At 62.4% G+C, this 16,959-nt stretch carries 15 protein-coding genes and 1 pseudogene; 7 read left to right on the top strand and 9 right to left on the bottom strand.

The window, feature by feature from the left end; translation table 11 throughout:
- Positions 1 to 107: 107 nt before the first annotated feature.
- Positions 108 to 1,298 (top strand): class I SAM-dependent methyltransferase, encoded by a 1,191-nt coding sequence (locus RUW20_RS15940; protein WP_313953208.1) that lies wholly within the window; start codon positions 108 to 110, stop codon positions 1,296 to 1,298.
- A gap of 39 nt (positions 1,299 to 1,337) precedes the next feature.
- On the opposite strand, the gene msrA is transcribed toward RUW20_RS15940, so the two are convergent.
- Genes msrA through RUW20_RS15955 form a run of 3 tightly spaced genes read right to left on the bottom strand, consistent with a single transcriptional unit; the run spans position 1,338 to position 3,305 of the window.
- Positions 1,338 to 1,952, bottom strand: coding sequence for a peptide-methionine (S)-S-oxide reductase MsrA (gene msrA, locus RUW20_RS15945; protein ID WP_313953209.1), 615 nt, complete (start codon positions 1,950 to 1,952; stop codon positions 1,338 to 1,340).
- Entirely contained in the window at positions 1,949 to 2,461 is a 513-nt protein-coding gene (gene msrB / locus RUW20_RS15950; protein WP_313953210.1) for a peptide-methionine (R)-S-oxide reductase MsrB, read from the bottom strand. The genes msrA and msrB overlap by 4 nt, the downstream gene beginning before the upstream one ends.
- A gap of 19 nt (positions 2,462 to 2,480) precedes the next feature.
- The gene (locus RUW20_RS15955; protein WP_313953211.1) at positions 2,481 to 3,305 is read right to left on the bottom strand and encodes a DUF1223 domain-containing protein; all 825 of its coding nucleotides are present in this window, start codon (positions 3,303 to 3,305) and stop codon (positions 2,481 to 2,483) included.
- 147 nt (positions 3,306 to 3,452) lie between these two features.
- Here RUW20_RS15955 and RUW20_RS15960 point away from each other — a divergent pair, with 147 nt between their 5' ends.
- From RUW20_RS15960 to hslU, 5 genes are all read left to right on the top strand, one after another.
- Positions 3,453 to 3,908: a transcriptional repressor gene (locus RUW20_RS15960; protein ID WP_313953212.1), complete on the top strand. Its 456-nt coding sequence runs from the start codon at positions 3,453 to 3,455 to the stop codon at positions 3,906 to 3,908.
- Positions 3,909 to 3,984: 76 nt separating this feature from the next.
- Positions 3,985 to 5,046: a GTP-binding protein gene (locus RUW20_RS15965; protein ID WP_313953213.1), complete on the top strand. Its 1,062-nt coding sequence runs from the start codon at positions 3,985 to 3,987 to the stop codon at positions 5,044 to 5,046.
- 382 nt (positions 5,047 to 5,428) lie between these two features.
- Positions 5,429 to 6,472 (top strand): STAS domain-containing protein, encoded by a 1,044-nt coding sequence (locus tag RUW20_RS15970; RefSeq protein WP_313953214.1) that lies wholly within the window; start codon positions 5,429 to 5,431, stop codon positions 6,470 to 6,472.
- A gap of 21 nt (positions 6,473 to 6,493) precedes the next feature.
- Positions 6,494 to 7,030 (top strand): ATP-dependent protease subunit HslV, encoded by a 537-nt coding sequence (gene hslV / locus RUW20_RS15975; RefSeq protein WP_313953215.1) that lies wholly within the window; start codon positions 6,494 to 6,496, stop codon positions 7,028 to 7,030.
- A 2-nt stretch (positions 7,031 to 7,032) separates the two neighbouring features.
- Positions 7,033 to 8,364: an ATP-dependent protease ATPase subunit HslU gene (hslU, locus tag RUW20_RS15980; RefSeq protein ID WP_313953216.1), complete on the top strand. Its 1,332-nt coding sequence runs from the start codon at positions 7,033 to 7,035 to the stop codon at positions 8,362 to 8,364.
- 166 nt (positions 8,365 to 8,530) lie between these two features.
- Here hslU and RUW20_RS15985 read toward each other — a convergent pair whose 3' ends face one another.
- The 3 genes from RUW20_RS15985 to aceB all read right to left on the bottom strand — a co-directional run bounded on the left by RUW20_RS15985 (position 8,531) and on the right by aceB (position 11,563).
- Complete coding sequence (locus RUW20_RS15985; protein WP_313953217.1) at positions 8,531 to 8,959, bottom strand: universal stress protein; 429 nt, start codon at positions 8,957 to 8,959, stop codon at positions 8,531 to 8,533.
- Positions 8,956 to 9,699 (bottom strand): TerC family protein, encoded by a 744-nt coding sequence (locus RUW20_RS15990; RefSeq protein ID WP_313953218.1) that lies wholly within the window; start codon positions 9,697 to 9,699, stop codon positions 8,956 to 8,958. The genes RUW20_RS15985 and RUW20_RS15990 overlap by 4 nt, the downstream gene beginning before the upstream one ends.
- 265 nt (positions 9,700 to 9,964) lie before the next feature.
- Positions 9,965 to 11,563: a malate synthase A gene (gene aceB / locus RUW20_RS15995; protein WP_313953219.1), complete on the bottom strand. Its 1,599-nt coding sequence runs from the start codon at positions 11,561 to 11,563 to the stop codon at positions 9,965 to 9,967.
- Between the two features lie 116 nt (positions 11,564 to 11,679).
- Here aceB and RUW20_RS16000 point away from each other — a divergent pair, with 116 nt between their 5' ends.
- Positions 11,680 to 12,585 (top strand): LysR family transcriptional regulator, encoded by a 906-nt coding sequence (locus tag RUW20_RS16000; protein ID WP_313953220.1) that lies wholly within the window; start codon positions 11,680 to 11,682, stop codon positions 12,583 to 12,585.
- A gap of 140 nt (positions 12,586 to 12,725) precedes the next feature.
- Here RUW20_RS16000 and RUW20_RS16005 read toward each other — a convergent pair whose 3' ends face one another.
- From RUW20_RS16005 to RUW20_RS16015, 3 genes and pseudogenes are all read right to left on the bottom strand, one after another.
- Entirely contained in the window at positions 12,726 to 13,532 is an 807-nt protein-coding gene (locus RUW20_RS16005) for a hypothetical protein (RefSeq protein WP_313953221.1), read from the bottom strand.
- A gap of 47 nt (positions 13,533 to 13,579) precedes the next feature.
- Positions 13,580 to 16,513, bottom strand: coding sequence for an HD domain-containing phosphohydrolase (locus tag RUW20_RS16010; RefSeq protein ID WP_313953222.1), 2,934 nt, complete (start codon positions 16,511 to 16,513; stop codon positions 13,580 to 13,582).
- A gap of 167 nt (positions 16,514 to 16,680) precedes the next feature.
- A pseudogene (locus tag RUW20_RS16015) lies at positions 16,681 to 16,959 on the bottom strand (isocitrate lyase); the annotation flags it as partial.

Raw genomic sequence — 16,959 nt, forward strand, 5'->3', positions numbered from 1 at the left:
GAGTGGTGGAGTGGTGGAGTGGTGGAGTGGTGTAGTGGTGTACACTGCGCAGCGTCGTTCACCCTTCATTGCTGCCCGGCCGCCGCGCCGGGTGCCGGATACTCAGCATGGCTCAACTCGTTCTTCTGCCGGGCAAGGATCGTTCGCTCGCCCGCCGCCACCCGTGGATTTTTGCCGCGTCTGTCGATCGCTTGCGCGGTCGCGCGCGGCGGGGTGATACCGTCGATGTGGTCGCGGCAAACGGCCGGCCGCTGGCGAAGGCGGCATGGAGCCCGGAATCGAAAATCCGCGCCCGGGTGTGGACCTTCGACCCGGACGAGACGGTGGACGATGCCTTCTTCAAGCGCCGCATTCAGGCCGCCGTCGAACGTCGTCAGATGATGCCGGAATTGCGCGGGCAGGACGGCCTGCGGCTGGTTCATGGCGAATCAGACGGTTTGCCGGGTCTGATCGCTGATCGCTACGGTGACACCGTGGTGCTGCAACTGACGGCTACCGGCCCCGAGAAATGGCGATCGGCGATCATCGGAGCATTGCAGCGGGCAACCGGCTGCACGCGGATCTACGAGCGGTCCGATTCCGATGTCCGCCGACTCGAGGGCCTCGAGCCGGTAACCGGCTGGGTACTCGGCGAGGCTCCGGACGAAGCGCTGGTGATCGTTGAAAACGGCGTGCGCCTCAAGGTCGACGTCGTTGCCGGTCACAAGACGGGTTTCTATCTCGATCAGCGCGACAACCGTCTGCTGACCCGCGAGCTGGCGGCCGGTCGCGCAACGCTCAACTGCTTCTGCTACACCGGCGGTTTCTCGCTGCAGGCGCTGGCCGGCGGCGCCACCAGCGTGCTGTCGATCGACTCCTCCGGTCCCGCGCTGGCGACGGCCGCCGACAATCTTGCGCTCAATCCGCAGCTCGATGCGAGTCGTTGCGAGTGGCGCGAGGCCGACGTCTTCGACAGCCTGCGCGCGCTCAAGAGCGATGGGCAGCGCTTCGACCTGATCATCCTCGATCCGCCCAAATTCGCCCCGTCGGCGGCGCACGCGGAAAGTGCCGCGCGCGCTTATCGCGACATCAACGTCTTCGCTTTCCGTCTGCTCAATCCGGGTGGCTTGCTGATGACCTACTCGTGCTCCGGCGGCATCCGCAGCGAGTACTTCCAGCAGATTGTCGCCGATGCGGCAGTTGGTGCGGGGCGTGACGCACGCCTCCTGCGCCGCTTGTCCGCGCCGCCAGACCACCCAGTGGCGCTGCATTTCAGCGAGGGTGAGTATCTTAAGGGCCTGCTCTGCCAGGTGGACTGAGTGTAGCCAGCGCCTGCTGCTGACCACGCTTGCCAACGCTTACTTGCTGCTACCCCATATCTGCTGAAGGCGCAGGTCGCGGCCGCAACCGCTGCGGTAGTAGGCGTAGCGAATCGGATTCTTCTTGTAGTAGCTCTGGTGATACTCTTCGGCCGGGTAAAAGGCCGAGGCCGCCTGCAATTCGGTCTCGATGCGCGGCAGTTTGCCGCTCGCCAGCAGGGCGTCCCGGCTGTTTTCGGCAACCTTGCGCTCCTCTTCGTTCTGCCAGTAGATGCCGCTGCGGTACTGGCTGCCGACGTCGCAGAATTGCCGGTCCTTGACCGTCGGATCAATGGTCCGCCAGAAATACTCGACCAACTGCGGGTAGCTCACTTTCTGCGGGTCGTAGCTGACGCGCACCGCCTCGGTGTGGCCGGTGCTTCCCGAACTCACCTGCTGGTAAGTCGGGTTGACCGTCTGGCCGGCGGTATAGCCGGACTCTGCACCAGTAACGCCGGGCAGCTTTTCGAAATCTGCCTCGCTGCACCAGAAGCAGCCGCCGGCGAAGATCGCCGTCCGAACCGTGCTTGTCTTCGCGGCGGGTTGCTCGGCAGCGCCGGCACTTGCACCGAGGACCAGTAGCAGGAGTGTGGCAAGAAGCCGGCGCGTGTTCATGTCCGCAGCTCCGGCAGTTTCTCGTCACGCGGGACAAACTGCAGCGCTACACCGTTGTTGCAGTAGCGTTTGCCGGTCGGCTTCGGGCCGTCATTGAAAATATGGCCCTGGTGCCCGCCGCAGCGGGCGCAGTGGTACTCGGTTCGCGGATAGATGATCTTGAAGTCGGTCCTGGTGGCTACGGCCGCCGGCAGCGGCTGCCAGAAGCTGGGCCAACCGGTGCCGCTCTCGTATTTTGTCGAGCTGTCGAACAGCGGCAGGTAGCAGGCGGCGCAGACGAAGGTCCCGTCACGTTTCTCCTGGTTCAGCGGGCTGGTGCCGGGGCGTTCGGTATCCTCCTCGAAAAGGACGCGATAAGCGGCCGGCGGCAGCAAGGTGGCCCATTCGCCTTTCGGCTTCTGCAGGCCGGGGCCGGCGTTCGCACTGGCCCAGATCGGGCCTGGGGCGGCAGCCGGCAGGATGAAGGCAGTCAAGCCGCCCAGCCATTTCAGTGATTGACGACGATCCATTGTTTTCTCCTCGGAAAAACTAGCTGTTGATACGAGCGGCCGCCTGCTGCTTGCTGGGGCAGCCAGGTATCGATACCGCTTGCAGTACGTCGCCGGCCTGCGGGTCCTGGACGAATGCTGCGACGCCGAGCTGGTCGCGCTGCCAGTCGGCGGGAAGCTTTAGGGTCTGCTGCCAGACTGTCTGCCCGGTCGCCGCGTTGAGCGGTATGGTTGGCGACCAGAAGCGCACGACGCGTTCATGCTGCAGCTTGACGCCACGGTTTTCGCCGGCGCGCACTTCGCTGACCAGACGGTTCTCGTAAACGACCACGATTGCCTCTGCTTTCGCGCCTCCCTTGAGCACGAAGCGTGCCTGCAGATTGACCGCTGAGTCCCCTGCCGGTTCCATTTGCAGATTGATGTCGGCGCCTGCCGACATGCGGTTGATCGCTTCGACGCGCTCGGTAAAGGCTGCTGGCCTGTGCCACCCGCGCAATTCTTTCATTCCGGTAAAGATTTCCGGCGTGTAGACGGTACTTGACCTGGCCAGGCCCGCCAGCCATCTCTGGCGCTCGGTAAAGCGTGGCTGAGCAAAGGGATCCTGCCAGCCGATATAGTCCCAGTAATCCACGTGCAGAGACAGCGCCACCAGTTGTTCGGCCGAAAAGCTGCTCGACAGTTCCCCCAGCCAGCGGTCCGCTGGCGGACAACTGCTGCAGCCTTCGGAAGTGTACAACTCGACCAACGCCACCCGGTGGGCAGGGCTCTGCTTCGCACAGCTCAAGGCTTGCGCTGTCGGTGACAGGGTCAGGCAGAACAGGCCAAGGCCGGCGGCCGCTGCCGACCATTTGTGGGTGAAAGACATCTTTCTCTCCTGAACGAGGATTTGACGGTTGGTCGCCTGAGGGGTTCGAAACCTTACGCGTCCCTGCGCCATGGTGAGATCTTCCTTGGGCCGCGACGGTTTTCATTGTCTGGTGTCTGCCGCGTGGCTGTGCTTAAATTTGCGGCCATGACGACTACCGCTAGTCCCACCGTCGACAGACTGATCGAAATCGACAGCGTCGCCCTGCTGATTCGGCAGACGGGTGCGCGCGCCACCCCGGCGCGCGTCCGCGTCCTACGGCTTCTGCGGACTGCGCCGGCGGCGCTGAGCCACCAGCAAATAGAACAAGCGCTGGGTGACCTGGCGTTCGATCGCGTGACCCTCTATCGCGTTCTCGACTGGCTGGTCGACAGCGGACTGGCGCACCGAAATACCGATCGGCAGCGGGTGTTTCGCTTTTCAGCTGCGGTTGCCGGCGAGCACGCCGCGCATACGCATTTCCGCTGTGAAACCTGTGGGCGCGTGTTCTGTCTCGACACGGCGCCGCCGGCAGCACCGATCTTGCCGGAAGGTTTTGCCCTGTCACGCCTCGAACTCGACCTGCGTGGGCGCTGCGCCGAGTGTGCCGGAGGCTCCCGGTGAAGGTCGATCAAGCGGCTTCGCGCAGCGGGTTGATCGCTGCTGGTCTGGTCCGTGCGCTGCCTGCACGGCGACGTCGATGGCTGCGCTAGAGCTGCAGCGGATGATCCCGGTGACCGTTCTCACCGGCTTTCTCGGGGCCGGCAAGACGACGCTGCTCAACCACTTGCTGCGGCAACCGGCGCTGGCCGATGCTGCAGTGTTGATCAACGAGTTCGGTGATGTCGCCGTCGATCACCACCTGGTCGACAAACTCGACGACAACATCGTCGTCCTGGCGTCCGGCTGTCTGTGCTGCAGCGTCCGCGGCGAGCTGGCGCGTAGCCTTCGGGACCTGTTCATGCGCCGCTTGCGGCGCGAGATACCTGCGTTCTCGCGGGTGTTGATCGAGACGACCGGTCTGGCTGATCCGGCGCCAGTGCTGTACACCTTGCTTGAGGACTTCTTCATCGCCGACCGTTTCCGCATCGACGCGGTGATCGCGGCGGTCGATGTCACCCATGCCAACGGTCAGCTGGCAGACCATTTCGAGGCGGTCCGGCAGGTGGCGATGGCGGATCGTCTGTTGCTCACCAAATGTGACCTGGCGATGCCGGAGGACATTGCCCGGGTCGAGTGGTGCCTGCGGCGCATCAATCCTGGCGCGTCACGGATCGAGGTGCGCCAGGGGGTGATCGGCGCCGAAGAAATTCTGGGCTGCGGCCTCTATGACCCGGTGACCAGCAGCATCAACGTTCGCCGCTGGCTGGCTGAGGAGAGGGTTGCCCTGACCCACATTGCGGGGCAAGCGCAGCATGCCGACGATGCCCACAGCCACGATCCGTCGATCAATGCCTTCGTGCTGCACTTTGAGAAACCGTTCGTCTGGCCTGAATTTGCCGAGGCGATCGACCTCCTGCTCGCTACCTGCGGCGAACGAATCCTGCGGGTCAAGGGACTGGTTGGCGTTGAAGGCGAGGCCGCACCACGGGTCGTGCATTGTGTGCAGCATGTGCGCTATCCGGAAGCGGTGTTGCCCGCCTGGCCGGACGAGGATCATCGCAGTCGTCTGGTGTTCATCGTCCGGGCGCTCGCACGCGAGATTGTGACCAAGGCTTTCGTCATGTTTTGCGGGGCGGCGGTGGTAACGGGTGGCGACTGACGCCCACCGTGCTTGGCCTTTTTGAGGTTTTCATGTGCCCTCTCTGGGGGCTCGCTGTGCCGCGGCCTGAACCGTACGGGGGCGACTCGTGCGAGCAGCCGGGATTGAAATTGCAGTGCGTTGGGCGATGTGTTACAAGATCAATCCATCGCAAAATCATCCGCAGCACCTTTCGCCCATGGTCTTCTCCTTCTTCAAGAGGCAGCCGCCGGAAAAGAAAATGGTTGCCCGGCCAACGGCCGTGCCGCGGTCAAAAGACCAGCGGGAGGACGGTTCTGACGGGTCGCAGCAAGCAAAGCAGAAAGCGTCCGCTGGACCGCTCGGCTTGTCGCCGTCGGATGTCCCGTTCGCCTCACGGGTAAGCAATGCCGAGGCTCCGCCGATGGATATGAGCGAGTTTGTGTTCAGTGAGATTGCCGCGGAGTTTCAGGTCGAGGCAGAAGTTGATCCGGTTGATGCCGCGGCCGAAGAAGCGGCAATGCTTTTTGCCAACGCTCAGGATGCCGCAGCGCGAGCACTGCTGGAGAATTCGACGCGCATTCACCGCTCGGGTCCGGGCGAGCGCTTGTGGCTGATGCTTTTCGACACCTTTCGCCTGACCAGCCAGAAAGCCGCCTTCGAGGCCTTGGCCGTTGAGTACACGCAGCTTTTTGAAAGGTCGCCGCCGGTTTGGCGGGAGATGGCGGCGGCACAGCCGGTGCAGGCGAAGGTGGTCGGCACCGCCTTGTTCAGCGGCGAGTTGACCGGCGACAATGACCAGGGTTTCGAGGCGGTGCGCTTGGCGCTGAAGAAGAATTCGCAGCTTCGCCTGGATTTGTCGAAGGTGCACAAGCTGGATGCGGCCGGTTGCGAACGGTTGCTTGCCCTACTGCAGCAGGTTCGCAGGGGTAAAGGTGAGGTCGAACTGCTGGGTCGCGATGATCTCGCCGCGCTGGTGGATAGTCACATCGTGGCCGGGCGCCTGGAAGACCGGGCATGCTGGCTGCTGAAACTGGAGCTCTGTCAGCTGTGTGGGCAGGTGGAGGTCTTCGAGGAGATGGCAATCGATTACGCGGTGACCTTCGAAATATCGCCCCCTTCCTGGGAGCTCGATCGGGTAGCAGGTGCCGAGCCCGCACCGCTGGTGCAGGCGGTAAGCGATCGGCTGCTGACCGAAGCCTATGTGATCAAAGGCGATGTCAAGGGCTCGCGCTTTGCTGACCTGCAGGCCTACGCCGATGCCAACGATCCGGTGCTGATCGACTGCTCGGCAGTGACCCGGATGGATTTCCTCAGTGCGGGATCCCTGCTCAATGCGTTGACCAAGGTCAAGCTCAAACGATCCAGCAAGCAGATAGTCTTCCGTCATCCCAACTACCTGCTTGCCGAGTTATTCCGCGTCGTCGGCCTGCGGGCGGTAGCTGACGTCGTTCTCGCTAGAAATTAGCACCACCAACAGGAGTTCTGGATGGATCAGTACCACGGTACGACGATCCTGTCCGTGCGTCGGGGCACGCGTGTTGCCATGGGCGGTGACGGACAGGTGACGCTTGGCAATCTGGTGATCAAAGCCAGCGCGCGCAAGGTCCGACGTATTCACAAAGGCGATATTCTCGCCGGCTTTGCCGGTGGTACCGCTGACGCTTTTACGCTGTTCGAACGCTTCGAAGCGAAGCTCGACAAGCATCAGGGGAATCTGCTGCGCTCGGCCGTCGAACTGGCCAAGGACTGGCGCAGTGATCGGGCGTTACGCCGGCTTGAAGCCATGCTGGCCGTTGCCGACCGTGAGAATTCCCTGATCATCACCGGCAATGGCGACGTGGTCGAACCGGAGCACGGCATCGTCGCGATTGGCTCGGGTGGCGCTTTTGCGCACTCGGCGGCGCGCGCGCTGGTCGAAAACAGCGAACTCGATCCTGCCGAACTCGTCCGCAAGTCACTATTGATCGCCAGCGAGCTGTGCATTTACACCAATCAGAACTTCACCATCGAGGTGCTGGAATAAATATGCCGTCCATGACTCCGCAGGAAATTGTCTACGAATTGGACAAACACATCGTCGGCCAGGGCAAGGCCAAGAAGGCGGTGGCCATCGCACTACGTAACCGCTGGCGGCGGGCGCAGGTGGCCGAGCCTCTGCGGCAGGAGATTACACCGAAGAACATCCTGATGATTGGTCCGACGGGGGTGGGCAAGACCGAAATCGCGCGTCGCCTGGCGCGCTTGGCCAACGCGCCATTCATCAAGGTCGAGGCGAGCAAATTCACCGAGGTTGGCTACGTCGGGCGCGACGTTGAAACGATCATCCGCGACCTCGCCGAGATCGCTATCAAGAGTGGCCGTGAGCAGGCCATGAAGGGCGTGCGGGTGCGTGCCCAGGACGCGGCGGAGGAGCGCGTTCTTGACGCACTGCTGCCATCAGCCCGCGGCAATTTTTTCAACGACACGCAAGCGAGTGACGAGAGTACGACCCGGCAGAAATTTCGCAAGAAGCTGCGCGAGGGTGAACTGGACGACAAGGAAATCGAAGTCGAGGTGACGACGCCATCGATGCAGGCCGAGATTTTTGCTCCTCCGGGAATGGAGGAGCTGACCTCGCAGATTCAGGGGATGTTTCAGAATATCGGGGGTGGTCGCAAGAAAGCACGCAAACTGAAGATTTCAGAGGCCCGCCGCCTGCTGATCGACGAGGAAGCGGCCAAGCTGGTCAACGATGAGGAAGTCAAGCTCGACGCGGTGCGCAACCTGGAGCAGAACGGTATCGTTTTCCTCGACGAAATAGACAAGATCGCCTCGCGTAGCGAGACTCACGGCGTCGACGTCTCGCGCCAGGGCGTGCAGCGCGACTTGCTGCCGCTTGTCGAAGGCACCACCGTGTCGACCAAGTACGGGATGATCCGCACCGATCATGTTCTGTTCATTGCCAGCGGCGCCTTCCATCTGGCGAAACCGTCGGATCTGATACCGGAGTTGCAGGGGCGCTTTCCGATTCGCGTCGAGCTCGATTCGCTGTCGGTTGCCGACTTCGAGTGCATTTTGACGCAGACCGACGCCTGCCTGACCAAGCAATACGAAGCGCTGCTGACGACCGAAGGGGTGACCCTGGAGTTCGCTGCGGATGGCGTCAGGCGCCTGGCCGAGATCGCCTGGTCGGTCAATGAGAGAACCGAAAACATCGGCGCTCGGCGCTTGTACACAGTCATGGAGCGCTTGCTGGAAGAGGTGTCTTTCTCCGCGAGCGAGGGCGGTCCACAGGTTCTCGCCATTGACGCCGGCTATGTTGACGCTCGTCTCGCCGAACTGGCGAAGAACGAGGACCTGTCACGCTACGTGCTGTAAGAGCACAGCTTCGGCATGGTCCAGGTGTTTCGCCGCTGCCTCACTGGTACTGCGCGCTGGATTGCCGCTGACGGGGCTGGCGTCGCGCGCTTGGTGTCGCTCGCCGCCAGCAATAGCCACGCTGGCCTGTGCGGTGCTCGGCGCAGTGGTGCAACGGCCTAACTGCCTACTTGACTACCACCACCGGCAGGTCGCTGAGATGAACGACTCTGGTAGTTATCGAACCCAGCAGGATGCCGGCGACCGAGCCGAGGCCGCGAGAACCCATGACGATCAGCGTGCAGCCGTGCTCTCTGGCAAAATCGGCGATCGTCGGCGCGACCTCGCCAACCAGGACATCTATCGCGTACGCTAGACCTGCCGCCGCCAATTTGGCGCGCGCGCTGGCTAATGCGGCCTCTCCGCTTTCGCGGTGGTAGTCGTGGACGACCTCACTGCTGATAAAGCGTGTGATGTCCGATGGTAAGGCCGTCTGCACGCTAAGCACCGTGATCGCCGGCGGGCTGGTGGCAGCGAGTGCTTCGTGCACGGCGTACTCTACGGCTCTCAGCGCCGCCGGCGAGCCGTCAACGGGAAGCAGCCAATGGGGATTCATTTCTGTTGTCCTTGCGTCAGTTTCTCAGGGGTCGCCGGAGCGGCCACGGGCGTTGCATGCGCTGCGTGCTGGCGGCTGGCCAGCCATTTTCCGGTGGCGACAACCAGCACTGCGCCCAGTGCCGAAGCCAGAAGGCTACCGTGCGCAGAGACCTCCCGCCAGCCAGGAGGAACTACCGGGTCGGTGAGCAGCATGCCGCCACCAATCCAGCCGAGGAGCCCGCCGCCGGCCGTGATTACCACCGGGTAGCGATCCATCAGGACAAGTACCAGCTTGCTGCCCCAGACGACGATCGGGATCGACACGGCGATACCGAAGATCACCAGAACGATCGATCCGTGTGAGGCTGCAGCCACCGCGATGACGTTATCGATGCTCATTACCGCGTCGGCAACGATGATCGTCTTGATCGCTCCCGCCAACGAGGCGCTGCCCGCGATGTTGCCGTGCGCATCCTCGTCTTCCGGTATGACCAGTTTGATCCCGATCCAGAACAGCAGCAGCCCGCCAACGATCTTGAGGTAGGGGATGGCCAGCAGTTGCAGGGCGAAATAGATCAGTACGATGCGCAGTCCGATGGCGCCAACGACACCCCAAAGAATCCCTTTCTTGCGCTGCTTCGGTGGCAGTTTCCGGCACGCCAGGGCGATGACCACCGCGTTGTCGCCACCGAGCATGATGTCGATAGCGATGATCTGGAGGACGGCGATCCAGAAAGTCGGTGAAGCAAGATCAGGCATAAGGCCGGTCTATCCTTCCTGTTTGGCGCGGGGGGGGCGCACGGCGACCGACGTGGGCCGCGGTGGCGATGCGATGGCGCAGCGAAAGCTGCACCCATTGTCGCACAGCTGCTCCGGGAAGATTGTCGCGGTGAGCGCGGTTGGATGCGCCTGGCGGTGGGTTCGGACCGCGCAACGCGGAGAGGCGCACGGCGAATTCCGCCGGGCGCCTCTCCGCGTTGCACCGGCCACGGCAATCGCCGCCGTGGCCGGGTGAGCGCAGTTTTCAGTCCATCGCTTCGTAGAGCGGCAAGGTCAGGAACTCCGGGTAGTCAGGGGTCAGCGCCATCTTGTCAAAAATCACCGCCGCTTGATCGTAGGTGGCGGTATCTTCGCCTTGAGCGCTGACCGCTGCCGTCACTTTGGCAAGTTCTTCGGCGATCATGCCGCGCACCATCGCCGCAGTGACCTTGCGACCGTCGTCAAGGACACCTTTCGGCGAGATTACCCACTGCCAGACCTGTGAGCGCGAGATCTCGGCCGTGGCGGCGTCTTCCATCAGGTTGTGGATCGGCACGCAGCCATTGCCGGCCAGCCAACTGCCGAGGTAGTGAATACCGACGTTGATGTTGTTGCGCACGCCGGCTTCGGTGATCGGTTGCGAGGGCTGGAAATCGAGGAAATCAGCAGCCGTGAATACCTCGTGGCGCTGCTTTTCCCACTGGTTCGGGCGATCGCCGAGTACCTTGTGGAACTCCTCGGCGGCGATCGAAACCAGGCCAGGGTGGGCGACCCAGCCACCGTCAAAACCATCCTTGGCGTCGCGCGCCTTGTCGTGGCGGATGCCGGCGAGGGCTTTTTCATTGGCTTCCGGATCGCCCTTGATCGGGATCAGGGCGCTCATGCCACCCATCGCCGGTGCCCCGCGTGAATGGCAGATCTTGACCAGTTGCAGGGCGTAGCTGCGCATGAACGGGACTTCCATGGTAATCGCGGCGCGATTGGCGAGACAGAAGTCCGGGTTCTTCTTGAACTTCTTGATGCACGAGAAAATGTAGTCCCAACGCCCGGCATTGAGGCCGGCCGAGTGCTCACGCAGTTCGTAGAGAATTTCCTCCATCTCGAAGGTGGCCAGGATGGTTTCAACCAGCACGGTGGCCTTGATCGTTCCCTGCGGCAAGCCGATGTGATCCTGGGCCATGACGAAGATGTCGTTCCACAGCCGTGCTTCCAGATGCGATTCCATCTTTGGCAGGTAGTAGAAGGGGCCTGCGCCCCGTGCGACCTGTTCCTTGGCGTTGTGGAAGAAGACCAGCGCAAAGTCGAAAATGCCGCCGGAAACGCGCCGCCCGTCGACCGTGACGTGCTTTTCGTCAAGGTGCCAGCCGCGCGGACGAATCTGCAGCGTCGCGATCTTGTCGTTAAGGCGATATTCCTTGCCGGCTTCGTTCACAAAGGACAATTCGCGCCGGATTGCCTTGTAGAGGTTGACCTGGCCCTGGATTTGGTTCTCCCACTTCGGGCTGTTGGAGTCCTCGAAGTCTGCCATATACGAGTCGGCGCCCGAGTTGAAGGCGTTGATGACCATCTTGGCTTCGACCGGGCCGGTGATTTCCGAGTGGCGGCGTTCGAGCGCCTTGGGCAGCGGGGCGACGCGCCAGTCACCCTCGCGAATGTTTTTGGTTTCAGGCAGAAAATCGGGCATTTCGCCGGCATCTATGGCTGCCTGTCGGTCGATGCGGTCCTGCAGCAACTCCTGGCGGACCCCTTCGAAGGCGCGGTGGAGCTTGGCGACCAGAGCCAGGGCATCAGCAGTCAGAATCGATTCGTAACCGGGTTGGATCGGCGCGTTGATTTCCATGCCGGCGGGCAAGTTGAGGCTCATGGGTGGCTCCTGTCGAAGGGTTGTGATGCAGTGCGATGATTGTATTAGATACAGCAGTGAAAGATAAGAGGGAATAAAATCAAAGTATCTTTTACTTTTTGTATTGAAAAGCGCTCATGGATCACCTCAAGCAAATACACGCCTTCGTCAATTCGGCGACACGCGGCAGTCTGTCGGCTGCTGCGCAGCTGGAAACCGTCACCCCGGCGATCATCGGACGGCGGCTCGACGCCCTTGAGGCGCGCCTCGGCGTCAAGCTGCTGCTGCGGACGACGCGCAAGCTGTCCTTGACTTTCGAAGGACAGGCGTTCCTCGAAGACTGCCAGCGGATAGTCAACGACCTGGCGAACGCGGAAGCTGCGGTTTCACTCGGCGCTCTTCGGGCCAGCGGTCACCTCAAAGTGTCGGCGCCGGCCGGTTTTGGGCGACGCCACGTGGCGCCGCAGGTGGCTACTTTTATGCAGTCTCATCCCGACGTCAGTGTCCGGCTCGACCTGACCGATCGAGTGGTTGATCTGCTCAACGAGGGCGTCGATTGCGCCGTACGTATCGGCGAGATGGCCGATTCGAGCCTGGCGAGCAGCAAGCTCGGCGAGATGTGCCGCGTTGTCGTGGCCAGTCCTGCCTATCTGGTGGATCACGGCATACCACGTACCCCGCTCGAGTTGTCGGCGCACAATTGCCTGGCTCTGGATCAGCAGCGCGGCTGGGCGCTACGCGATCTGCCGGGCGGCGAGGTGGTGCAGCGCAAGGTGGCGGGAACCTTCGAGTGCAACGACGGCGCGGTCCTGCACGAATGGGCGCTGGCCGGCAAGGGACTGGCCTGGCGATCGATGTGGGAAGTGGGCGACGATCTGCGTGGCGGGCGACTGCTCTCCGTGCTCGACGCTTACAGTGCGCCGCCAGTGGGCATCTATGCGGTATTTCCGCAGCGCCGGCATTTGTCCCTGCGCGTTCGGCTGTTCATTGACCAGCTGAAGACGACTTTTGGCGACCCGGGGTATTGGCGGCTCGGAAGCTGATGCGCTGCCCTGCGCGTTGGTGCGGGCAAGCGGTGCGAGTGCAATCGTGCGACCGCGGCGCAACTGAAGCCGGGGAAAGCAAGGCGATTGGCTGGCCTTTTCCGAAGGTCGGTGTTGCCCTTCAGTGCAGCGCTCGCACCCTACTCAGCGCTGTTGGCAGCCGCTTTTTTGGCGGCCCGCAGCAGCGCTTTTCTGGCTTTTTCCGCCCTGATGTGCGCCAGCGCCTGGGCCCGGTTGCAGTCCTTGCAATAGGAATGCAGTCCGTCAGCGCTGCGCGAGTTCTTGTGGAACTCCAGCAGCGTTTTTTCCTGGTGGCATTTGACGCAGACTTTCGTTTTCACCGGAGCGATCGATTCATGGGCGACGTCGGGAAGAGGCTGTTCGGCGCGTGGCGTAATTTCTGACCGCAAGGGTGAAGGCGAGGGGCTGGGGCGGACGTCCTTTGTCGGACCAAGCTCGGGTAACGAGGTCGGCTGCTTCGTCGGCTGGACCGATTGCAGTTCCTGCTTCCCTGATTCGTGGCGCCTGGCGGCCTGGGTCGGGTATCTCATCGCGCCGCCTGGTGTCACGTCCACAGCGCGCGCGGATGTCGGCGAAGGCCTGGTCGCGCGAGGCCGGCGGCGAACAAAGCCAGCATGGCGTTGGTCAGCATCGCAGCTCCGATAATGCTTTTCATGGTGATGTTCCCGCAGGGAGTGATCGTCAAACTTACGTGCCCGAACGGTGGTTGGGCAGACAGTCAGGAAAAGCAATAACCATGCCACGAAACATGAATTATAATTAAAGCAGGTATTTACGGTGTTTCTCTGCGGGGGGCGCATCCGGTACTCAGTCAGTATTGTAAAGAAAGCTGACAGTTCCCTTACTGCGCCACGAGTGTCGCTGTCGACGGGATTGCCATGGCAGCCGGCACCATCCCCGTGCCGGCGCTTCCTGAGGCGGGTCATGGCAGGCTGCTTGCGGCCGGTGGCTCAAGCAGAGGCCAGGCGTGGCGTCAGAGCGTATTTTTTTTGGGGGGGGTATTGCCGAGCACGTTGTCGACGTCTACCGGGTCGATTTGCTCGGTGCGCATGAAGCGTCGGGCATAGTCGAGATAGACGCCCGAGCGCAGGAACAGGGCAAAAAGATCGGCATCGATGTGTTGCTCGTTGCGCATGCGCGACATGATGCTGATGGCTTCGGACAGGGTTTTGCCCTTCTTGTACGGCCGGTCAACCGCCGTCAAGGCTTCAAAGATGTCGGCAATGGCCATCATTCGTGCCAACGGGCTCATCTCGTCGCCTTTGAGGCGCCGCGGGTAGCCGGTACCATCCATCTTCTCGTGGTGCCCGCCGGCTATCTCCGGCACCTGTCGGAGGTGTTTGGGGAAAGGTAGTTGCGAGAGCATGATCAGCGTCTGTACGATGTGCTCGTTGATCTTGTAGCGCTCCTCTGCCGACAAGGTGCCGCGTCCGACGGCGAGATTGTAGATCTCGCCGCGGTTGTAGAGCGCTGCCGGGACAGCCATGTGGAACCCCCAGCGGTTGTCGTCCGACAGGCGATCTTGCGGTGGTCGTGGGAAGATGTGTTCCGCCTTGTCGGCGAGCAGCGCCTCGGCGACGGGCAGGGCGGCGGCGGGGGTCCGTGCCTTGCGCAGTTGCTCATCCTGCGAGATCCCGATGCGGTCGTCGAGGGTGCGTAACCAGCGCCGGCCGCCGATCGCCTTGAGGCGGTCGATTCGTTCCGCAGCCATGAACTCGCCGCCCTCGTTGCAGCTGGCGACGAAAGCGAAGTCGTCATCGAGCTGCTGCTGGGCAGCTGCCAGACGGGCCCGTGCGGACTGCTCGTTGGCGCCACCGGCAATGGCCTGCAGGCAGGCAATCTCGGCGTCACGCTTGAGCACTTCGAAGCGCATCCGCACTTCGTGGATGCGATCGTGGATGGTTTCGAGCTTGGTGGACTTGTCGACGACGTATTCGGGAGTCGTGACTTTGCCACAGTCGTGCAGCCAGGCCGCCACGTGTACCGCTTCCCAGTCATCCTCGGTCAACTGGAAATCGCGGTAGGTCCCGCTGCTCTCGTCGCAGGCGGCGCGGGCCAACATCTTGGTCAGTTCGGGGACGCGGGCGCAATGGCCGCCGGTGTATGGACTTTTGGCGTCGATCGCCGCCGCGATCAGCTGGATGAAGGCTTCGAAGAGGTCCTTCTGAGCCTTGATCAAGGCCTTGCTTTCCAGCGACACGGCTGCCGACCCGGAAAACGCTTTGACGAAGCTGAGGCGGGTGTCGTCCGTTGGCGTATTGCACAGGAGAAATATGGCGCCAAGAAGTTCGCCCTTGCGGTCAAGCAAGGGTACGGCGATGGCGTCGGTGGCATCACCCAGCTCGATGGTCTCGAAGCCGAGGCTGCTGAGATCTTCCGGCTGGAGCTGGTCGGCACGCGCGATGCCATCGGCGAGGGCGGAGCTGAGGAGGGGGCCAGCACGGGAGATATCGAGCACTGGCGGCTTTGCAGCCAGTGTCGCTCCGGATTTGTCGAGCGCAGCCGCGGGGTGAAGCTGCGTTCCCTCGGCCAGATAGAGCACACCGACGCGGGCTTCGGATGCCGAAAGGGTGTCGGCTAGCAGGCGTGGCAAGAGGCGGTCGAAGTTCTGCTCGGCAGCGATGGCGTGGCTGATCTCAAGAAAGCGGCAGATCGTCTGTTTCATCGCGTCCATGGTTCCCGCCAGCTGATTGACTTCCCTGATCGAAGACTCCAGCGTGATCGGGTGCGAGAATTCGAAGTGGCGAATCTTCTCTGCTTCCCTGGCCAGGCCACCAAGGGAGCGCGAAATGCTGTGCGCGAGCAGCCAGGTAAACGGAATCGTCAGCAGCAGAACGAGCAGCGTGGCGATTGCCGATTGTTGCACCAGCTGCAGTGCTCCGGCCATCAGTTCGCTTTCCGGGATGGTGGTGACGACGTAAAGCGGTGGCACGTCCTTCAGGTCCAGTTGGTTTATCGAGGCCCGCCATGCGGTGCCCGCGACCTTGATGCGCAGCGTCCGTATTCCCTCGCGCGGCATGCTGGTCACTGTTTGTTGAAGGGGTGCCAGCGCCGCTGCCCCCAACTCGTCGAGGCGCGCGAGGGACGGTCTGCCGTCGCCCGTGACTGAGGGTAAAGCCAGTCGGGAGACGTCTTCGTAGGCCAGTACGTAGCCCTGGGCGTCGACAATGGCCAGCAGGTTGCCGGGTGTCACCTTTTGTCTGGCAAGCATCTGGCCAAGGCTGTGCAGCAGAATGTCCGCAGCGGCGACGGCCTGGCGGTCGCCGCTGCGGTTGGCCAACGTGGTGCCGACCTGGCGGCTGGAGAAAAAGAGGTAGGGCGGCGTCTTGATCGGCGCTGAAGAGGCCAGTGCCTGTGTATACCAGATGCGTTGCCGGGGGTCATAAGCCGCGGCGTAGTCCGGCCGCTCGTCCTCGCGCAGCGTCTGCAGCGCGGCGTCGAAATAGATATAGCGCCCACGGGGTTCCGCTTCGCTTCGCTCGATGCTCTGCACGACGTAGCGCGTGCCCGTGGGCACTCGGGCCGCCTCTGCCTCGCTGCCCTGGCCGACACGGCCGACGAGGAAGAAATCGCCAGTGGCGTAGCCGACGTAGACCGACGACAGTGCGGGGGAGCTGTCGAGCGCCTGCCGCAGGAATTCCAGGCTCTCGAGGCGCTCCTTCAGATTGGTCGCCTGCGTTACCTGCTGCAGGCTCAGCAAGCGGGTCGCCACTTCGGCCGGCTGGATGATGCGCTGCATTTCCAGCTGCGCCTCGCGGCTGATGCGGGCGGTGCGCTCGGTGGCGGATGCCTCCAGCAGATCGCTGCTGAGTTTATAGCCGATGCCGGCCAGAACACCGCACACGACCAGAATCAGCGCGGTGAAAAGCGTCGAGATGTGGATGTGCAGAGGGTAGCGATAACTCATATTCCCGGGCTCACGGCGGGGTTACGGCAACCTAGGATAGCGGCAAATCGCGGTATCGTCTGCAGTGAGCGATGTGCTCGCGAGCGGGAGGCGTCCGAGTACTTTGCTGCTGTCCGGCAGAAAAAAAGCCGCGCAATGCGCGGCTTTTTCCGGACCTGAATTGCTGCTTAGTGGAATTGCTCTTCTTCGGTCGAACCGGTCAGCGCGGTGACCGACGAGGTGCCGCCCTGGATCACGGTAGTGACGTCGTCGAAGTAACCAGTGCCGACTTCCTGCTGGTGCGAGACGAAGCTGTAGCCGCGATCGCGCGCCGCAAATTCCGGCTCCTGCACTTTTTCGACGTACGCAGTCATGCCGCGTTTGACGTAGTCCTGTGCCAGATCGAACATGTGGTACCACATGTTGTGGATGCCGGCGAGGGTGATGAACTGGTACTTGTAGCCCAT

The organism is Accumulibacter sp. (genome assembly GCF_032229525.1).
GTDB lineage: Bacteria > Pseudomonadota > Gammaproteobacteria > Burkholderiales > Rhodocyclaceae > Accumulibacter.